Below are 19,085 nucleotides of genomic sequence, written 5' to 3'. Positions count from 1 at the left end.
TTTGAAGGCAGGATTATACCCGCTGCTAGCTAATATGCAAAAAAGCGATAGATGTCATTGCGGTTAAAAAGAGATTAATTCACCACCAAATCGTGAATGTAGCGTGATAACTTCGTGATATCTGTCCTGCATACTCCTTTTCATCAACACGTTACTAAACTACCCAACCAGATCAAAAGGAAATTTGTCATGTCACATAAACATTTTATTGCAGCCGGTTTTTTAGGTTTATTCAGCGCAGCTAGCCAAGCGCAAGATTTAACAGTTACGTTAACCAATCTCACACAAGGCATTCACTTCACGCCTGTTATTGCCGCATCTCATGATATGAACGCGGCGATATTCCATGTTGCAGAAACAGCAAGTGCAGAATTAACGGCGCTTGCTGAAGGTGGGAGTATTGCTGATATGAGTATTTTACTCAGTAATGCAGGCGCTGATGTCATAGAAAATCCTGCTTCAGGATTATTAGCTGCGGCGCAAATGACCAGTTTTAATCTCACTAATAGCAGCGGTAATGATTACCTTTCTGTTGCAGCAATGATGCTACCAACCAATGATGGTTTTGTTGGTTTAGATAGCTGGAAAATACCTTCTGAGGCTGGCACATATACTGTTTATCTTAATGCTTATGATGCAGGAACAGAAGCGAATAACGAGTTAGTGCTTACAGGCTCTGGCGCACCAGGAACACTTGGTATTCCTGCTGCGCCGGGTGGTGATGCAGGCAGCAATGGTACAGGTGTGAGCGATGCACAAAGCAATACTAATATCCATATTCACCGTGGTGTATTAGGTGATACCGATGCGAGTGCGGGCGCAAGTGACCTAGATAGCCGTGTACATCGTTGGTTGAACCCTGTTGCAAAATTGACTGTTGTTGTTCAATAAGGAGCCTCAAATGCTTAAATATACAAAGCTTGCCATTGTCGTATTTGGCGCAATATCACTGGTTGCATGTGATGATAATAATGAAAGCTCAGCATTGACCTCTGAAGCAGACAGCGCATTGGAGTATCAAGTCACAGTTAGTAATTTAACCAATGCTCAACCATTTTCGCCACTTACTGTGTTGCTTCATGATACGGGGGATGTCTGGAATATTGGTGATAGCGCGTCAGATGCATTAGAGAGTCTTGCTGAATCAGGCGATAACAGTACATTGATGAGTAGTAGTTTTGTGCTTGGTGCTGAAACTAATGGTGCGGTATTACCCTACGGGCAGAGTGCGACTGTGACCATCTCTACTGAGACGGAAAGTAACTATTTATCATTAGTTACCATGTTGGTGAATACAAATGACGCTTTCTCCGGTCTTAATAAAGTAGATATTAGTCAATTAGCTGTGAATCAATCATTACAATATAGCCCTGGTGCCTATGATGCGGGTACAGAAGGTAATTCTGAAGCTGCTGGTACTATTCCAGGGCCTGCAGATGGAGGGGAGGGATTTAATGCTTCCCGTGATGATCTGAATATTGTCACTATGCACAGCGGTATCATTAGCAGCGATGATGGTTTAGTCGGCTCGGTATTGAATTTTGAACATAAGTTCGATAACCCGGTCATGGCCGTTACTATCACTCGTATTAAATAAATCATTGGGGCCTAACTGCTTATTCAAAGCAGATAGGTCTCCTTTTTATTAGAGAGATAGAGGATGTCAGATAGTATTTTAATTGTTGAAGATGACCAAGATATTGCTGAATTGATCAAAGTACATATGACCGATTTAGGGATGCAAGTTACGCTTTGTGACAATGGTGAAGATGCCATCGTTCAAGCCTTGGCAAATGATTTTTCACTACTCATCCTGGATATCACATTACCCGGCTGCAGTGGATTAGATGTCTGTCGTAAAGTGAGGGAGGTTAAGCAAGCACAAGCTATCTTAATGCTGACTTCGCGAACATCAGAAATTGACCGCGTTGTCGGATTAGAGTTAGGTGCAGATGACTATATGACTAAACCTTTTAGTGTGCGTGAATTACAAGCACGTGTGCATGCACTTTTAAGGAGAGTTCATCTATTACAGGAGAGTCAATTAAAAGATAGTAGTGCTGAAAATAGCAGTATTTGCCACGGGCAATTAATGATAAATCAACGTACTCATGAAGTAATATTAAGAAAGCAAAGTCTGGAACTTACCTCGACTGAATTTGATCTACTGCGTTTTATGGCACAACACCCCAACCAAGTTTTTTCTCGCGCTCAGCTACTCGATAAAGTCTGGGGTTATCAACATAGCGGTTATGAACATACCGTTAATTCTCATATAAACCGCCTACGCAATAAGCTTGTAGTCGGTCAAGAGGAACTGTGTGACAGCTCACTACCCGGTATTATTCAAACCGTTTTTGGTGTGGGTTATAAATTTAGTCCTGAAGGTGTCATTTAATGAAAATATCCCTGTATCAAAAAATCACATTAGTCCTCGTCCTGTTTTTTATCGCCACGGCTTATAGTTTTTCATGGTGGTCTGAACGACTTGAAGTGACTGCTCGCCATGAAGCGGAACAGCGTTTACATATCAAACTGGCAGAACACCTTGGGCAGGATAATCCGTTGCTCAAAGAGGGGGTTTACGACCAGCAAGCACTCAAAAACCTTTTTCATAGCCTGATGATTTTAGGTCCAAGTTTTGAATTTTATTTTGTTGCACCAAGTGGCGATATTATTAGTTATTCAGCCGAACCTGAAAAGGTGAAGCGTCAAAAGGTTAATGTTGCCCCGTTGGTTGATTTTATTAATGCCAAAAAGGCCTTACCCATTTATGGCGATGATCCACGTAATAATAACCAGCAAAAAATATTTTCTGCTGCGCCTATCTATAATGGCGAAAACTTACAGGGCTATCTGTATATTATTATTGGCGGCGAGATCTATGACTCTATTTTTTCTGATGTGAAATCTACACAGCACTTTTCACAATCGATCGCTTTTTTAGTCGGCGTTGTTAGTTTTTTCTTCTTAGTGCTATTAGCATTATTGCGCTTCCTTACTCAACCTCTAAAGAAATTAACCGCTAATATTCGTGCTTTTAAGCAAGCAGGGTTTGAAAAAAACAAAGTGCTATTACAGCGTTGGCCCGCTGCTAAACATAACGAAGTACATGAATTGGGGCAGGCGTTTAATGAGATGGCAGAACAGATAAATTATCAATTTGTACAGCTGCAGGCCAATGATAAAACTCGACGCGAGATGCTCACTGACCTTTCACATGATCTGCGTACGCCGTTAGCTGCTCTGCAGGGCTATCTGGAAACGATACAATTGAAAGGGAAAACATTAAGTGAAGAGCAACATACACGCTTTATCGCTATTGCATTTAAAAATGCCAATCAACTAAAAAAGCTGGTGGATCAGATATTTGAACTCGCTCACCTTGATGGTGGACAAGTCACGATAAATCTAGAAAGCTTTCCATTAGCTGAGCTGCTCCATGATATTGCCGCCAAATTTCAGCATCAGAGCCAGGCAAAACAGATACGATTAAACATTAAACCAAATCATTGTGACTTTATGGTGTATACCGATATTGGAAAATTAGAACGGGTACTGAGCAACTTACTTGATAATGCCATTCGTCATACCGAGCTCGGTGGTAATATTACTATTGAAGTCATTGAAAAAGAAAATAATGAAATTAAATTAGCGGTGATAGATGATGGAACGGGCATTCATGAAAAAGAGCTACCCTATATTTTTGATGCGCGTTATAGAGCCAGTAATGCGATTTGTGATAATAAAGAGCATGGTGGTTTAGGGCTCGCCATTACGCAAAAATTGCTCGCATTATTGCAATCAGATATTCATGTTGAAAGCCACCTTGGCGAAGGAACGGCTTTCTATTTTAACCTCAATAAAAGCGCTTAACTTAGGTTGTTCATTATTGCTTATGTGGTGATATTTTCTAAATTCATTTCATATTAATGTACTTGTTTACAGCACTGCTTTCATGATTATCTAGTATCAGTTTGCTGCATAAGCGAAGCCTTGTTCTTTGGTACTATGTCAATGCAATCACGGTATACGTAAAAATTAATTGTATTTTTTTATCAGAGGCTTAGTAAAAACTTAAAATTTATTTGTATTTTCTTTGAAATTTAATGTGATCTAGATCGGTCTTGTTGTACGTATGAAAGAGTTGATAGCATTTTAATCATTCTCAAAGGAGAGACAAAAATGAAAAAAATAATGGGTTTACTAAGCAGTGTGTTATTTGCCTCATCACTTCTTGTCGCACCTGTAAGCGCAAGTACTAGCGAGCAGTTATTACCACAGCAACCGATCTATGCTGCATGTGATCAAATCTATTCGGATGATCCAACAGCTATTCTTCAGTGTAATGGGCATCGTTAATATTAGTTTAAAGCTCTAAATCAAACGAGCATATAAAAGCCAAGCAGATACTTGGCTTTTCATCTTTTTTCTCGCCTTTACGTTTATTCGCTTCTATTTAAGGCTGAAAAATCGCTCTTATACTTTCTATCAAACTACTTAATTTATTAGGCAATAATTAGTGTTATTAATTGAACAGGTAAATTTTGCTATTTTTGAAATATGAGTGTTATCGATTAAGTGGTTCATCACTGGATGCAATATTGCATCAGCATAAGGAGAACAAAATGAAAAAATCAATGGGTTTATTGACTAGCGCCTTATTTGCTTCATTAATTCTAATCACGCCTGTCAGTGCAAATAATGGTAATAAGCATCATGATAAAAAAGTCTTACCAGAACAAGCTGGCTACGCAGCGTGTAACAAACCTTGCTCGGATAGACACATTATTATCCCTGAGCCTAACAATAGAAAGCGTTAATAGGATGGCTGTATAGCGTCGATAATTTTAGTTTTAAACGTATTGAGTCTTTTTTAATACGCACAAAAAAGCCAAGCAAATGCTTGGCTTTTACGTTCTTAGGCTAACAGTCCGTTTTTACTTAAGAAGCAGAAACGATAGTTTTCATATCTTTCATGTAGCCACGTAGTTTTTTACCTACGATTTCTACTGGGTGGTTACGAATTTCTTCGTTTACTTCGATTAAGCGTGCGTTATCTACAGAATTAGATTTAACTTCAAGCGCAGAACCTAGGTACTGTGGGCTTAATGCTTTAACGAAATCTGCAAGTAGTGGTTTAGCAGCGTGGTCGAACAGGTAACAACCGTATTCAGCAGTATCAGAGATAACAACATTCATTTCGTAAAGTTTCTTACGTGCGATTGTGTTAGCGATTAACGGCGTTTCATGTAACGACTCGTAGTATGCAGACTCATCGATGATACCTGATGCAGTCATTGCTTCAAATGCAAGTTCAACACCCGCTTTGATCATTGCTACTAAGAAGATACCGTGGTCATAGAATTCTTGCTCATCAATTTCCATGTCGCCAGCAGGTTGTTTTTCGAAACCTGTTTCAGCAGTTGCCGCGCGCCATTTAAGAAGATTAACGTCATCGTTAGCCCAGTCAGCCATCATCGTTGCAGAGAATTCACCTTCAATGATGTCATCCATGTGTTTGTTGAATAGCGGACGTAGGATATCTTTAAGTTCTAAAGACATATCAAACGCTTTGATTTTAGCTGGGTTAGATAGACGATCCATCATGTTAGTGATGCCGCCGTATTTAAGACCTTCTGTTACTGTTTCCCAACCGTATTGAATTAGTTTAGAAGCGTATGCTGGCTCAAGACCATCAGCAACCATTTTTTCGTAACCTAAGATTGCGCCAGTTTGTAACATACCACAAAGGATAGTTTGCTCGCCCATCAAGTCAGATTTAACTTCAGCAACAAAAGAAGACATAAGAACACCAGCACGATCGCCGCCTGTTGCAGATGCGTATGCTTTAGCCCATGCAAGACCGTGGCCTTGTGGATCGTTTGCTGGGTGAACAGCGATTAGTGTTGGAACACCGAAACCACGTTTGTATTCTTCACGTACTTCAGAACCAGGACATTTAGGAGCACACATAATTACTGTGATATCTTCACGAACTTGCATACCTTCTTCAACGATGTTGAAACCGTGAGAGTAAGCTAATGTAGCGCCTTCTTTCATAAGAGGCATAACCGCGCCAACTACAGCAGTATGCTGTTTGTCAGGAGTCAGGTTACATAGAAGGTCAGCTTCTGGGATTAGCTCTTCGTATGTACCAACAGTAAAACCGTTTTCAGTTGCATTTTTCCAAGACTGACGTTTTTCAGCAATTGCTGCAGCACGTAGTGTGTAAGAAACGTCAAGACCTGAATCACGCATGTTTAGACCTTGGTTTAGGCCCTGTGCACCACAACCGATGATAACTACTTTTTTGCCTTTTAATGCTTCAGAACCTTCAGCGAATTCGCTGCGATCCATAAAACGACATTGACCTAGTTGGTTTAGTTTTTCACTTAGTGGAAGTGTATTAAAGTAGTTAGCCATGTTGATGATGCTCCATTTTCATAAATTAGGGGATAATTAATGTTATTAATTATTTACAAAACGGACTATAACGTACTACTTATGTTGCGCAAAATGATATATTAGCAACACTATGTTGCAGAATGTGAAACGTGATTTGCAACTCAATTTTCAATCTCTAGAAAAAGGATATTTTAGTGGCTTCATTAACAGTTCCTAGCGACTTGGTCTCAGTGCAATGGTTGCATAATAATATCAATCATCCTTCCCTCTTATTACTGGATGCGAGTTGGTTTATGCCGATCTTAAAGCGTGATGGTAAAGCGGAATGGCTTGAACAAACCATCCCCGGGGCACAATATTTTGATTTTGATAAAACTATCTGTGAAACAACGAGTGACTTGCCTCATATGATGCCAAGTGCCGCACTCTTTGAAAAATCAGTGCGCGCATTAGGGATTAACAACAACAGCACGTTAGTCGTTTTTGACCGCTTGGGCATTTTTTCAAGTCCACGTGTCTGGTGGATGTTTAAAAGCATGGGCTTTAATAATATTGCGGTATTAGACGGCGGGTTGAATAGCTGGATAGATGCTGGTTTTGATACCGCCAAAGGTAACCCAGACAGTGCGCTTAAACAGGGGGATTTTATCGCGCAATATCAAGCCCATCTCATTTGTGATAGTGGAACGGTATTAACTGCGATTGGTGATGAAGGCTCCCAGGTACTCGATGCTCGTGCTGAAGATCGTTTTTTGGGCAAAGTGCCAGAGCCACGTGCAGATCTGCGTAGTGGGCATATGCCAAATGCTAAAAGCCTGCCTTTTAGTGCTTTAATTGATAATGGAAAAATGCGCGATATTGAACAATTAAGTGCACTTTATACCGCGCGATTAGATAAGCAACAACAGGCTATTTTTAGTTGTGGATCTGGAGTGACAGCTTGTGTCTTAGCATTAGGGGCAACACTGTGCGGTTATCAAAACCTCTGTGTTTATGATGGTTCGTGGACAGAGTGGGGGGCAAGTGAACAACTACCTATAACAACAGCTGAGCGTGTTGATGGATATTAAATCGCTACAGCTGTTTTTACACCTTAGCCAAAGCTTACATTTTGGTAAAACAGCACAGGCCATGCATGTTAGCCCATCAACCTTAAGCCGTTGCATACAGAGACTTGAAGATGAGCTAGGTAGTGCGCTTCTAGTACGTGATAACCGTTCGGTTACGCTTACCAGTGCGGGTAACCTATTTCGTTTATATGCACAGCAGCAAATAGAGCAGTGGCAACGCTTAAAGTTGGAATTAAAAGCGTCAAATAATGAGCTTGAAGGACAGGTCAATATTTATTGTTCGGTAACAGCCGCTTATAGCCACTTACCTCCTATTTTAGACCGATTCAGACGTTTGCATCCTAAAATAGAGATCAAACTAAATACAGGGGATAGCGCGGTTGCCGTAGACCAAGTATTACAAGAGCAAGTGGATTTTGCGATCACTGCCTATCCTGATAATTTTCCTGTTGGTCTGCATTTTAAAAAGATGGCAGAAATTCCACTTTCGATTATTGCACCTACAATTACCTGTGCACTCACTCCTTTAGTAAACCAGACTAATATTGATTGGAAACATATCCCTTTTATATTGCCAGAACATGGCGCGGTTAGACGACGATTTGATAATTGGTTCCGTAAGTTTAAGGTCGGTAAGCCGCATATCTATGCAACGGTAGCAGGCCATGAGGCTCTGCTGAGCATGGTTGCGCTAGGCTGTGGTGTTGGTATTGCCCCTAATGTAGTGATCGAGACGAGCCCCGTTCGAGAAAGGGTAAAAAGCTTAGTCAGTGAGTCATCGATCCAGTCATTTGATCTGGGCGTATGTTGTAATAAAAAACGATTACAAGAGCCATTAATCAATGCCTTTATAAGTTGTGTTGAAACATAATCATCACGCTTATTAGACATTCGGAAATAGAAAGGGAGGCAATATGGACCGATTAGTTAAAAAGAGTACAAGTAGTCAAGTTACTGCTAATGCCGCATATTGCAATATGGTCATTGTTGATCATGAAAGTTTATTATTACTAAAGGCTTGTGAAGAGATGCAAGCGTTGACCATTACGCTATTAGAAGAGATGGCACTCAACTGCAAAGAGACTGGCGATCATGTTATTCGAGTTGGCGTATTTGCCGCATTATTAGCGAAGCTAGATGGGCAGAATCATTGCTTTTGTGAGCATATTCGCTTGGCCGCGCAGCTACATGATGTAGGTAAAGTGACGGTATCTGAGCATATCCTGAAAAAACAGGGGCAGCTTAATGCCGATGAGCGTGAACAGATGAAATTACATGCTCGTAAAGGTTATGAACTGCTTTCTGGGCGTGATAATAGCATTATTACGATGGCATCACATTTAGCGTTGGACCATCATGAACGTTGGGATGGTAGTGGTTATCCCAATAGCAAAAAAGGGAAAGAGATCAGTTTTGAAGGGCGAATTACTGCGATTGCCGATGTCTTCGATGCACTTGCAAGTAAGCGTTATTATAAAGCCGCCTGGTCTTTAGCTGCGATTAAAGAAAAAATAGCCGCAGATATAGGTAAGCAATTTGACCCACATTTAGGTCAGCTATTTATTGATAATATTGAGCAATTTTATGCTTTATATCATGAGCATTGTTGAACGTAATTACCTTTATAAATTCGAACATTTAATGACGTGATACCTTGCAATGGGAGCAATTATTACAAATGTCATTGATATGCACTGTTTGTGAGTGAAAATATAGAAATAAGTGCACAGTGCGTTTACAATGGTGCCTCAAACTTAAGGAGCCAATGATGTTTAACCCGAAAAAATTAGAAGAGATTGCTAAGCAAGTCAGCGATGTGATGCCCGCTGGTGTGAAAAATTTTGGCGAAGATGTTGATCGCAAAATCAAACAGGTATTGCAATCACAATTGGGTAAACTCGATATGGTAAGCCGTGAAGAGTTTGATGTTCAAACACACGTATTATTACGTACTCGTGAAAAGTTAGCTGAGATGGAAGCTAAATTTGCAGAACTTGAAAAGAAATTAGCATCACCGGAATTAGAGAAATAAAATGAAAGAACAATATTTAAAAAATGCTGAAACATTTGTTGAAGAAGCGTGTGAAAACCTAAACCTTTTTGGTTTATTCGATGAAAATGACGGTTGGGCAAATTGCCATGCACACGATAATGCAGATGCTGAAGCGGTTTACCTTTTTTGGTCTAATGAAAAATTAGCTCAGAAATTACAAAATGCAGAGTGGTCGAACTATAAAGTAACGCCAATTCACCTTGGTGTATTTTTAGACTCTTGGTTAGACGGTATGCAGCAACAGAAAGTATTTGCAGGCGTTAACTGGAATGAAGAGTTATACGGTCTTGAGATTGAAGCGATGGTATTAAAAAATTCATTGCTAGAAAAAGTACAAGAGCTAGGCAAAGACGAAGGTGAGACTGCGGAGTAATTTCGCTGTTTTCTAATACGTTAAAAAATAATAAAAAAGCCCGATTAACACTGTTAATCGGGCTTTTTGTTTTTGGCGTTACGCTTTACTGTTCTGGGTAAGTGCCCCAACCATCGTAATCAATGCCAAATGATTGTGACAATAGGAATAGTTTTTCAACATCTTCAAAAATAGCTTGCTCATCAAGGTTCATCTCAACGACAACATCAAAGGCTAAGATAATAGAACCGTCTTCAAGTTCTAGCTCTTCTGGATCTGTTACTTCGTAACCCTTTTTGAAACAAGCAACAGCGGCTTTTTCTAATAGGTCGAAATCGGTACAAGAGATGTGATGTTCAATCATGTAAACAGCGTCAGGGTTACTGCCGTCATCTAAAATTGCTTCAACAATATCTTGTGTCTCATCAGCAAGTTCTTGTAATAGTTCTGCTTGCGTTAGTTCTTCTGGGTTTACGTTTTCTTCAGTCATGTTTAGTTCCTTAACCGCAACAGTCTGTATTGTTATCTGGGCGTTTTACTTGTTCATTTAATTGCTTATATTTCGCTAGCATGATTTCACGAGAATCATCCATCAAACGGCGAATTTCACGTTTTTTGTATTGGCTAATATCAATTGGGTCTAATACTTCCACAATCACTTCGCCATTATTCCAACGATTCAATTTTACTTGCTCGTGGGTATTTGACACTACCGTTGGTATTACATTAACACCGGCCTGTAGCGCGGTATGAAATGCACCCATTTTAAATGGCATTAACCCTCGGCCTCGACTACGAGTGCCCTCGGGAAATATCATCACAGAGATATTTTTCTCATGCATCTGTTTTGAAACTTCTTGTATGGTATTTTTTGCACTTTTCTTATCATCTCGATTAATCAGAATATTACCCGTTAACCAGTAGATGATGCCAAAAAAGGGTACCCATATTAGACTTTTTTTACCGATGGTTACTGTGCCAGGCAACACTGAGCCTGTTGTTGTCACCATATCGTAATTGTTTTGGTGATTGGCAATAAAGACAGCAGCACCATTTGCTTTTGCTTTTTCTGATACGCGATATGTTACTTTTAAACCAAACATCCATGCCATTTTGCTAAATAAGATCGCGAAATGGTAATTGTTCTTTGGGTTTCTTGGGCTAAAAGCACAGTATATTAATGAGTAAGCTGTCAGCAATATCACTGACACCAAAATTAAAATAAAACGAATAATAAATAACATCTTTAATTCTCTTCTTCAGAAGTGGTAATCACTTCTACTTTATCTACACGTTGTAATCCACGTGGTAATTTACTACCGCGTCGACCACGTTCACCTTGATAAGGCACTAAGTCAGTAACCTTAAGGGTTAATTTACGTTTACCTGCATGCAGGGTAACGGCACTATTCTCAGGAATAATCTTCAGTATGGTAACAAACTCTTCGCGTTTAGTCGCTTTCGCCGCCATTATGTTGATCATTTTATTACCCTTACCTTTGCTCAGGTTAGGTAAACTCTTCACTGGGAAAACTAACATACGCCCTTCATTACTGATGCTTAAGCACAGATCGCCATCATTATGAGTTAGCTTTTGTGCTGGCATGAGTTGTGCATTTTGGCCTAAGTTAATCAGTGCTTTACCATTTTTATTACGACTATTGATATCACTAAACTTAGCAACAAAACCATAACCATGATCACTGCTGATAATATAGCGGTCATCGTCTTCACCCATAAAGATATTGACGAAAGGGACATTATCATTTTGGTTAAAGCGGCCTGTTAATGGTTCTCCTTGAGAGCGCGCAGAAGGTAATGAGTGAGCATCTAATGAATAGGCTCTGCCGGTTGCATCGATGAAGATACAGCTTTGATTGCTTTTACCTACCGCGCAGCTGAGAAACTCATCGCCCGCTTTATAGCTGAGTGCAGCGGCATCAATATCATGGCCTTTTGCTGAACGTACCCAACCCTGTTTTGATAAAACAATGGTTACTGCTTCGCTTGGCATTAACTCTTTTTCAGTCAGTGCTTTGGCTTCTAAACGTTCGATCAGTGGTGAACGTCTATCATCGCCATACTTAAGCGCATCGGCTTTTATCTCTTTCTTAATCAGCGTATTCATGCGTCTATCTGAGCCGAGCAGTAACATTAATTTTTTCTGTTCTTCGCTTAGTTCATCCATTTCACCACGAATTTGAATCTCTTCTAATTTGGCAAGTTGACGTAATTTAATTTCAAGAATCGCATGTGCTTGGCGATCTGAAAGTTCAAAACGACGCATCAATTCGCCCTTAGCATCATCAAACTCACGGATTATTTCGATCACTTCATCAATATTAAGGTAAGCAACCAATAAACCTTCTAATAGATGTAAACGCGCATCAATTTTATCGAGACGGAACTGTAAACGGCGGCGCACGGTTTCTTTACGATAAACTAACCACTCATTAAGGATTTTTACTAAGCCTTTAACCTGTGGGCGTTTATCAAGGCCAATCATATTTAAGTTAACTTTGTGGTTAACCTCGAGGTCGGTTGATGCAAACAAGTGATGCATCAATGCTTCCATATCAACACGGTTAGAGCGTGGCACGATCACTAAACGCGTAGGGTTATAGCGATCTGATTCATCACGTAGATCAGCAACCATCGGCAGTTTTTTATCAATCATCTGCTTGGCGATATCTTTTAAGATTTTACCACCTGAAACACGGTGCGGCAGTGCAGTGATAACGATTTCACCTTGCTCAACGGTATACACTGCGCGACTTTTGAAACTACCACGACCTGTTTCGTAGATTTTTTTAATCTCACGTTTCGGGGTAATGATTTCTGCTTCTGTAGGGTAATCCGGTCCTTGTACTATCTCAATAAGTTCATCAAGTTGTGCTTTGGGATTATCAATCAGATGAATACAGGCATTAGCAACTTCACGGGCATTATGAGGCGGGACATCGGTTGCCATCCCGACGGCAATACCGGTAATACCATTTAATAGAATATGTGGCAGGCGTGCTGGTAATAGCTCCGGCTCTTTCATGGTGCCATCAAAATTAGGCTTCCAGTCGGTAGTACCTTGACCTATTTCCGACAGTAACAGTTCAGAAAACGCAGCTAAGCGTGATTCGGTATAACGCATCGCAGCAAATGATTTAGGATCATCGGGTGCACCCCAGTTTCCTTGACCGTCGATCAATGGATAACGGTATGAGAAAGGCTGTGCCATTAACACCATCGCTTCATAACAAGCGCTATCACCGTGTGGGTGGTATTTACCCAACACATCACCAACGGTACGTGCAGACTTTTTATGTTTGGAAAGGGCGGATAAGCCAAGTTCAGACATCGCATAAACAATACGGCGTTGTACTGGTTTTAATCCATCGCCAATATGGGGTAATGCCCTGTCCATGATCACGTACATTGAGTAGTTGAGGTAGGCATCTTCAGTAAATTTAGCCAGTGGTAATTGTTCGATACCCTGTAAGCTTAAATCTAAGGATTCACTCATATTTATATGGCCCTATCAATCGGAAAAATAAAAGAGGGAGTATACCGTATTAAGCGTGTTAGTTAGTGATGTTTTGACGTGATTTGTGAGCAAATATGAGTAGATAGTAGTGAGATGACATTATGCTAAAAAACAGGCAAAAAAAAGCACCGCCGAAGCAGTGCTTTTAACTCTCTATATTCAGTTATTAAGCAATAACGTGAACAGCAGAAGAGTTAGTTGTACCTGAAGCTACTAGAGCACCAGAAACGATTACTACTTTATCGCCAGCTACAACAAGACCTTGCTCTTTAGCTAAGTCCATACCTAGTTGGTAGAAAGCTTCCATAGAATCTTGTTGCTCGATAACTTTAGCAGAAACACCTTTAGTTAATGCTAACTGTTGGCGAGTCTTAGCATTGCTTGTAAGCGCTAAGATTTGAGCAGATGGGAAGTATTTACGTAGTGAACGTGCAGATTTACCTTCACCAGTTGCAACGATGATTAATTTAGCATCAAGTTGCTCAGCGTTGTCTACTGCGCCGCTACATACTGCTTCAGTGATGCGTAGAATTGATTTACGATCATCAGTTTTAGCAGGTAAGATTGCGTCAGTACGCTCACAGATAGTTGCCATGATTGCAACAGCTTCTGCAGGGTATTTACCTTTAGCAGATTCACCTGAAAGCATTACAGCATCAGTACCATCGATGATTGCGTTTGCAACGTCACCAGCTTCAGCACGTGTAGGACGTGGGTTTTTGATCATTGAATCAAGCATTTGTGTAGCAGTAATTACTGGCTTACGTGCTGCGTTTGCTTTTTCGATCATCATTTTTTGTGCGAAGATTACTTCTTCAACAGCGATTTCAACACCTAGGTCACCACGAGCAACCATGATAGCGTCAGAAACAGCTAAGATTTCGTCGAAGTTATCAACACCTTCTTGGTTCTCAATTTTAGAGATGATTTGAATCTTTTCGCCGCCGTTAGCTTTTAAAAGCTCACGGATTTCTAATACGTCTTCTTTCTTACGAATGAAAGATGCAGCAATGAAGTCAACTTGTTGTTCACAACCAAATACTAAATCGCCTTTATCTTTAGGAGATAGTGCAGGAAGTTGAACTTTAACACCAGGTAAGTTAACACCTTTGTTTTCGCCTAGCTCACCAGTATTCATTACTTCACAAACTACGTTTGTATCAGTGATGCTTTTAACTGTCATTTCAATTAGACCATCGTCTAATAATACAGTGTTACCTACTGCTAAATCGTTAGTTAGGTTTTCGTAAGTTACTGCAACGATAGTGTTATCACCAACGATTGTTTGGTCAGTAGAAAGAGTGAACTCTTGACCTGCAGTTAGTAAAACGTCATCGCCGTTTTCTAATTTAACTGTACGGATTTCTGGACCTTTAGTATCAAGTAGTACAGCTACGTTTTTACCAGTTTCTTCACAGATTTCACGGATTGTAGTAATACGTGCGCCGTGCTCATCGAAGTTACCGTGAGAGAAGTTTAAACGCATAACATTCATGCCGTTTTCAACAAGTTTAGTTAACATCTCTTTTGATTCTGATTTAGGACCAATCGTACATACTATTTTAGTTTTTCTCACCGTCTTTTCTCCAAGAGTGATTATATTGCTTTTGATACAAGTTTATAAAAAATATTTTTAACAAATTGTGTTCTAGGTATTTGTTGGCGCATATTTTACAAGAAAAAAACGCATAAAAAATTATTTATGATCATTTTTCTGCGTGTTTTATAGTTTATTTTTAATTTTTTCACCTATATTTCTCTTGACATGGTTAAGAAAACTAGTCGAGTACGATATATAAGTGTTTTTCTGCGCGTTTTATATTCAAAGCGATCATCGCTGGCGCAGATTCTAGCATATTTTGTAGCGCATCAAGGTCATTAATTGTGGTTCTATTAATACCAGTAATCATATCAGCTGGCTGTAGTCCGTAACGTTCAGCTATCGAACCTGCTTTAACTTCCTTAATTAACACGCCTTTTTCATTACCTGCATTAGCTAATATGGCCCCAGAGAGCGCAGGGTGAAGCAAGGTTGCTTGCTTCTGTTGTTTACGTGATTGTTGCGGCGCTTTTAATATTGCCTCTCGTGTTAATTGCTCACCTTCTCGAATAATAACAAAGCTCACTTTCTTGCCACTTCCTAAGGTGCCGACTTTTGCACGTAATTCGGCAAAGCTTTTTATGCTTTTACCATTAACAGAGATAATAATATCTCCCGCCTTAATACCGGCTTCTTCGGCCGCTGAATCGATATTAACTTGATAAACAAATGCACCATGTTGAGAGTCGAGTGAAAAACTTTTAGCAAGTTCAGGGGTTATTTCACCACCGCGTACCCCTAAAACACCACGTTGTACCTCACCATGCTGTATTAATTGTTGTGCTAAATTTTTAACCATATTAGCGGGAATGGCGAAACCAATACCAATATTGCCACCGTTAGGGCCAAGAATAGCGGTATTAATGCCAATTAGCTGTCCCTCTAAATTGACTAACGCACCGCCTGAGTTACCACTATTAATAGCTGCATCGGTTTGAATAAAATTTTCCAAGTTCTCAAGATTGAGCCCACTGCGACCAAGTGCACTGATAATACCTGAGGTCACGGTTTGCCCGAGACCAAATGGATTGCCGATCGCAATCGCGAAATCTCCAACACGTAATTTATCTGAATCAGCAAAGGTGATTGCTGTTAAGTCGACCTTTTTATATCTTTTTAAATCAACTTGTAGCAACGCAATATCGCTCTGTTTATCTTGACCAATCACCACTGCATCTAATGCTTTTCCTGATTTCAGTTCAACTTTTATCTGATCGGCTTGATCAATCACATGATGGTTGGTGATGATATAGCCCTTTTGTGAATCTATAATGACACCTGAACCTAGCCCGACAAATTGTCGTTCAGTTTGTTCTGGGCGTTGCTGGTTAAAAAATTCAAATAACTCATTCATTGGAGATTGAGCGCTCGCACTGCCGGAAACAGAGATGCTAACCACCGCAGGGCTGACTTTTTCAACTAGTGGGGCAAGGGTGGGGCTATCATCTGAAAAAAAGGGCAGGGCAGCAATTGCCGATTGTTGAAAACTACATAGTGAAAATAAGAGAAATAGTCGAGAGAATGCTTTTTTCATTTTTTCCTTCCTTATAAGCGTGCTAGCAAACGAAAACGGTTCAATAGTGATAATAGCGAAATAGAGATAATGTAAAAGTATTGACTAAAAATAACGCTAAAAGTTCTAAAATATGGTGTTCTTTCTCAGTTGTTAGGGAAATGTTAACGAATTTATTGCAGTTATTGTAAAATAATTTAAAAATAGACCTTTATTTATAATTAGTGAACCTCACCGTGACTCCTTTATCTTTGTATCAAGCTGATCTACAAAAACCACAATTTTTTGCTGATGACTCTCAGGCTCAGGCTGTTCAATATCTGCAACGTCTCTTTGTTGATATTGAAAATAGGCCGACAACGGTTAATCAACCAACAGGCTTATTTTCACGCTTATTTAAACGTGAACCAGAGAAGCAAGCAAATATTAAAGGACTCTATTTTTACGGTGGCGTTGGGCGCGGTAAAACCTATTTAATGGATCTTTTTTTCCATAGCTTGAAAACAGAACGTAAATCGCGACTGCACTTTCACCATTTCATGTTGCGTGTGCATAAAGAGTTAACGCTGTTGGCGGGAGAGAAAAATCCATTAATACACATTGCTAAAAAGTTTGCCAGCGAAACGGATTTAATCTGTTTTGATGAGTTCTTTGTTGATGATATTACTGATGCGATGATTTTAGGCGGTATGTTTGAAGCGCTATTTGCTGAAGGCGTTGTATTGGTCGCCACCTCAAACATCCACCCTAAAGATCTCTATAAAAATGGCCTACAGCGAGTGCGTTTTTTGCCCGCTATTGCATTAATTACAGAACATTGTGAAATATATAATTTAGATGGGGGTAAAGATTACCGCTTAGACCGACTCACAGAGGCTGAAATATATCATTTCCCATTAGATAATGAAGCAACCTCATTAATGAGTCACACCTTTGAAAATTTAGCCAACGGTGAAAAGTTTTATAATCAGGATCTGAGCATCAATGGCCGAGCGATTCAAACTAGCGCATATAGTGTGGATACCCTGTTGATTGATTGCGTTAGTTTATGTGATGGCCCACGTGCAGTTGCCGATTATATTGAATTAGCGATTGTTTATCGTACTATTCTATTGGCTAATGTGCCGCAAATGAATATACAAAACAATGATATGGCGCGACGATTTATTGCCATGGTGGATGAATTTTATAACCACCATGTGGTATTAATTATCTCTGCAGAAGTAGACGTGTATAGCTTATATGCAGGTCATAAACTGGCATTTGAGTTTCAACGTTGTATCTCGCGTTTATTAGAGATGCAAAGTAAAGAATACTTGCAAAAAGCCCATCATGTTGACCTGTAATTATGACAAATAATCGTTAATTAAATTTAATTGCGATTATTTTATAATAAAGTGGTGATCTACCCCTCGATTTTCTGTATAATCTCGCCGCCCACCTTATCCACACCCCAAAATATATATGGTGGATTTGATTACGCTTGACGTATTCGAAGGGATACGAAATGGCAAAACACATTTTTGATATGCAAAATTGCTTATCATATTTTTTTAAATCATTAATTTGGGTATAACTTAATGAAAACATTTGTTGCTAAACCAGCTGACGTGAAACGTGAGTGGTTTGTAGTTGATGCTGAAGGTAAAACTTTAGGTCGTCTAGCTACTGAAATCGCATTACGCCTTCGTGGCAAACATAAAGCTGAATACACTCCTCACGTTGATACTGGTGATTACATCATCGTTCTTAACGCTGAGAAAATTACTGTAACTGGTAATAAAGCGAAAGGTAAAATCTACTACCACCACACAGGTTTCATCGGTGGCATTAAATCAATTAACTTTGAAGATCTTATCCAACGTGCTCCAGAGCGTGTTATTGAGAAAGCTGTTAAAGGTATGTTGCCAAAAGGTCCTCTAGGCCGCGCAATGTTCCGTAAGTTGAAAGTTTATGCTGGTACTGAGCATCAACATTCTGCACAGCAACCACAAGTTTTAGACATCTAATAGGAATATAAAACAATGGCAAATCAATACTACGGCACTGGTCGTCGCAAGAGCTCTGTAGCTCGTGTATTTATGAAAGCTGGTAGTGGTCAAATCACTATCAACAAACGCAATATCTCTGAATATTTTGGCCGTGAAACAGCTGTAATGGTTGTTCGTCAACCATTAGAACTTGTTGGCGCTGCTGAGAAATTCGACTTTAACATCACTGTTAAAGGTGGCGGTACTACTGGTCAATCTGGTGCTATCCGTTTAGGTATCACTCGTGCGTTAATGACATTTGACGAAACTTTACGTGGTGAACTACGTACAGCTGGCTTTGTTACACGTGATTCACGTAAAGTGGAACGTAAGAAAGTTGGTTTACATAAAGCTCGTAAACGTCCACAATTCTCAAAACGTTAATATTACGTTTTTCGAATTGCAAAAAGGCCCAGTTTATCTGGGCTTTTTTTTGCCTTTTTTTTAGCCTCTTCTGTGTTTTGCTTTCCATTTCCTACTTTTCTAGCCCCTGCTTTTACCTTATCATCAAATACTTAATT

Annotated in this window: 20 protein-coding genes; 14 read left to right on the top strand and 6 right to left on the bottom strand. The window is 39.7% G+C overall.

Going from position 1 to position 19,085, the window contains the following annotated elements:
* Positions 1-189 precede the first annotated feature (189 nt).
* The 6 genes from QQK09_RS02240 to QQK09_RS02215 all read left to right on the top strand — a co-directional run bounded on the left by QQK09_RS02240 (position 190) and on the right by QQK09_RS02215 (position 4,823).
* Positions 190-891 carry a spondin domain-containing protein gene (locus QQK09_RS02240; protein ID WP_284202481.1) on the top strand — a complete coding sequence of 234 codons (702 nt, stop codon included), beginning with the start codon at positions 190-192 and terminating at the stop codon, positions 889-891.
* A gap of 10 nt (positions 892-901) precedes the next feature.
* Positions 902-1,597, top strand: coding sequence for a spondin domain-containing protein (locus QQK09_RS02235; RefSeq protein WP_284202480.1), 696 nt, complete (start codon positions 902-904; stop codon positions 1,595-1,597).
* A gap of 63 nt (positions 1,598-1,660) precedes the next feature.
* The gene (locus tag QQK09_RS02230; RefSeq protein WP_284202479.1) at positions 1,661-2,398 is read left to right on the top strand and encodes a response regulator transcription factor; all 738 of its coding nucleotides are present in this window, start codon (positions 1,661-1,663) and stop codon (positions 2,396-2,398) included.
* On the top strand, positions 2,398-3,876 hold the full coding sequence (locus tag QQK09_RS02225) for a HAMP domain-containing sensor histidine kinase (RefSeq protein ID WP_284202478.1): 1,479 nt from the start codon (positions 2,398-2,400) through the stop codon (positions 3,874-3,876). The genes QQK09_RS02230 and QQK09_RS02225 overlap by 1 nt, the downstream gene beginning before the upstream one ends.
* Positions 3,877-4,185: 309 nt before the next feature.
* Positions 4,186-4,362 carry a hypothetical protein gene (locus QQK09_RS02220; RefSeq protein WP_284202477.1) on the top strand — a complete coding sequence of 59 codons (177 nt, stop codon included), beginning with the start codon at positions 4,186-4,188 and terminating at the stop codon, positions 4,360-4,362.
* 266 nt (positions 4,363-4,628) lie between these two features.
* Complete coding sequence (locus QQK09_RS02215; protein WP_284202476.1) at positions 4,629-4,823, top strand: hypothetical protein; 195 nt, start codon at positions 4,629-4,631, stop codon at positions 4,821-4,823.
* Between the two features lie 121 nt (positions 4,824-4,944).
* Here the strand turns inward: QQK09_RS02215 and ilvC are convergent, their stop codons facing one another.
* A complete protein-coding gene (ilvC, locus tag QQK09_RS02210) occupies positions 4,945-6,426 on the bottom strand; it encodes a ketol-acid reductoisomerase (RefSeq protein ID WP_284202475.1) in 1,482 nt (493 codons plus the stop codon).
* Between the two features lie 176 nt (positions 6,427-6,602).
* Between ilvC and QQK09_RS02205 the strand changes: the two genes are divergently transcribed.
* The 5 genes from QQK09_RS02205 (at position 6,603) to QQK09_RS02185 (ending at position 9,904) form a co-directional block, all read left to right on the top strand.
* Positions 6,603-7,478: a sulfurtransferase gene (locus tag QQK09_RS02205; protein ID WP_284202474.1), complete on the top strand. Its 876-nt coding sequence runs from the start codon at positions 6,603-6,605 to the stop codon at positions 7,476-7,478.
* Positions 7,468-8,349 (top strand): HTH-type transcriptional activator IlvY, encoded by an 882-nt coding sequence (gene ilvY / locus QQK09_RS02200; protein WP_284202473.1) that lies wholly within the window; start codon positions 7,468-7,470, stop codon positions 8,347-8,349. The genes QQK09_RS02205 and ilvY overlap by 11 nt, the downstream gene beginning before the upstream one ends.
* A gap of 43 nt (positions 8,350-8,392) precedes the next feature.
* Positions 8,393-9,088 carry an HD-GYP domain-containing protein gene (locus tag QQK09_RS02195; protein WP_284202472.1) on the top strand — a complete coding sequence of 232 codons (696 nt, stop codon included), beginning with the start codon at positions 8,393-8,395 and terminating at the stop codon, positions 9,086-9,088.
* Positions 9,089-9,246: 158 nt separating this feature from the next.
* The gene (gene ubiK / locus QQK09_RS02190; RefSeq protein WP_284202471.1) at positions 9,247-9,510 is read left to right on the top strand and encodes a ubiquinone biosynthesis accessory factor UbiK; all 264 of its coding nucleotides are present in this window, start codon (positions 9,247-9,249) and stop codon (positions 9,508-9,510) included.
* 1 nt (position 9,511) lies between these two features.
* Positions 9,512-9,904: a DUF2750 domain-containing protein gene (locus QQK09_RS02185; protein ID WP_284202470.1), complete on the top strand. Its 393-nt coding sequence runs from the start codon at positions 9,512-9,514 to the stop codon at positions 9,902-9,904.
* 85 nt (positions 9,905-9,989) lie between these two features.
* Here QQK09_RS02185 and rraB read toward each other — a convergent pair whose 3' ends face one another.
* The 5 genes from rraB to QQK09_RS02160 form a co-directional block, all read right to left on the bottom strand.
* Complete coding sequence (gene rraB, locus QQK09_RS02180; RefSeq protein WP_284202469.1) at positions 9,990-10,373, bottom strand: ribonuclease E inhibitor RraB; 384 nt, start codon at positions 10,371-10,373, stop codon at positions 9,990-9,992.
* Positions 10,374-10,383: 10 nt separating this feature from the next.
* Positions 10,384-11,127: a 1-acylglycerol-3-phosphate O-acyltransferase gene (locus QQK09_RS02175; protein WP_284202468.1), complete on the bottom strand. Its 744-nt coding sequence runs from the start codon at positions 11,125-11,127 to the stop codon at positions 10,384-10,386.
* A 2-nt stretch (positions 11,128-11,129) separates the two neighbouring features.
* Positions 11,130-13,400, bottom strand: coding sequence for a DNA topoisomerase IV subunit A (gene parC, locus QQK09_RS02170; RefSeq protein WP_284202467.1), 2,271 nt, complete (start codon positions 13,398-13,400; stop codon positions 11,130-11,132).
* A gap of 187 nt (positions 13,401-13,587) precedes the next feature.
* Positions 13,588-14,997, bottom strand: a complete 1,410-nt coding sequence (gene pykF, locus QQK09_RS02165) for a pyruvate kinase PykF (protein ID WP_284202466.1) — start codon at positions 14,995-14,997, stop codon at positions 13,588-13,590.
* Between the two features lie 202 nt (positions 14,998-15,199).
* Positions 15,200-16,555 carry a DegQ family serine endoprotease gene (locus QQK09_RS02160; protein ID WP_284202465.1) on the bottom strand — a complete coding sequence of 452 codons (1,356 nt, stop codon included), beginning with the start codon at positions 16,553-16,555 and terminating at the stop codon, positions 15,200-15,202.
* A 215-nt stretch (positions 16,556-16,770) separates the two neighbouring features.
* Here QQK09_RS02160 and zapE point away from each other — a divergent pair, with 215 nt between their 5' ends.
* The 3 genes from zapE (at position 16,771) to rpsI (ending at position 18,948) form a co-directional block, all read left to right on the top strand.
* Entirely contained in the window at positions 16,771-17,880 is a 1,110-nt protein-coding gene (gene zapE, locus QQK09_RS02155; RefSeq protein ID WP_284202464.1) for a cell division protein ZapE, read from the top strand.
* A 234-nt stretch (positions 17,881-18,114) separates the two neighbouring features.
* Positions 18,115-18,543, top strand: a complete 429-nt coding sequence (gene rplM / locus QQK09_RS02150; RefSeq protein WP_284202463.1) for a 50S ribosomal protein L13 — start codon at positions 18,115-18,117, stop codon at positions 18,541-18,543.
* A gap of 15 nt (positions 18,544-18,558) precedes the next feature.
* Positions 18,559-18,948, top strand: a complete 390-nt coding sequence (gene rpsI / locus QQK09_RS02145) for a 30S ribosomal protein S9 (RefSeq protein WP_284202462.1) — start codon at positions 18,559-18,561, stop codon at positions 18,946-18,948.
* Positions 18,949-19,085 lie beyond the last annotated feature (137 nt).

Origin of the sequence: Psychromonas marina (genome assembly GCF_030161115.1) — a bacterium.
Classification (GTDB): Bacteria; Pseudomonadota; Gammaproteobacteria; order Enterobacterales; family Psychromonadaceae; genus Psychromonas; species Psychromonas marina.
This window is presented reverse-complemented; position numbering and strand designations above follow the sequence as displayed.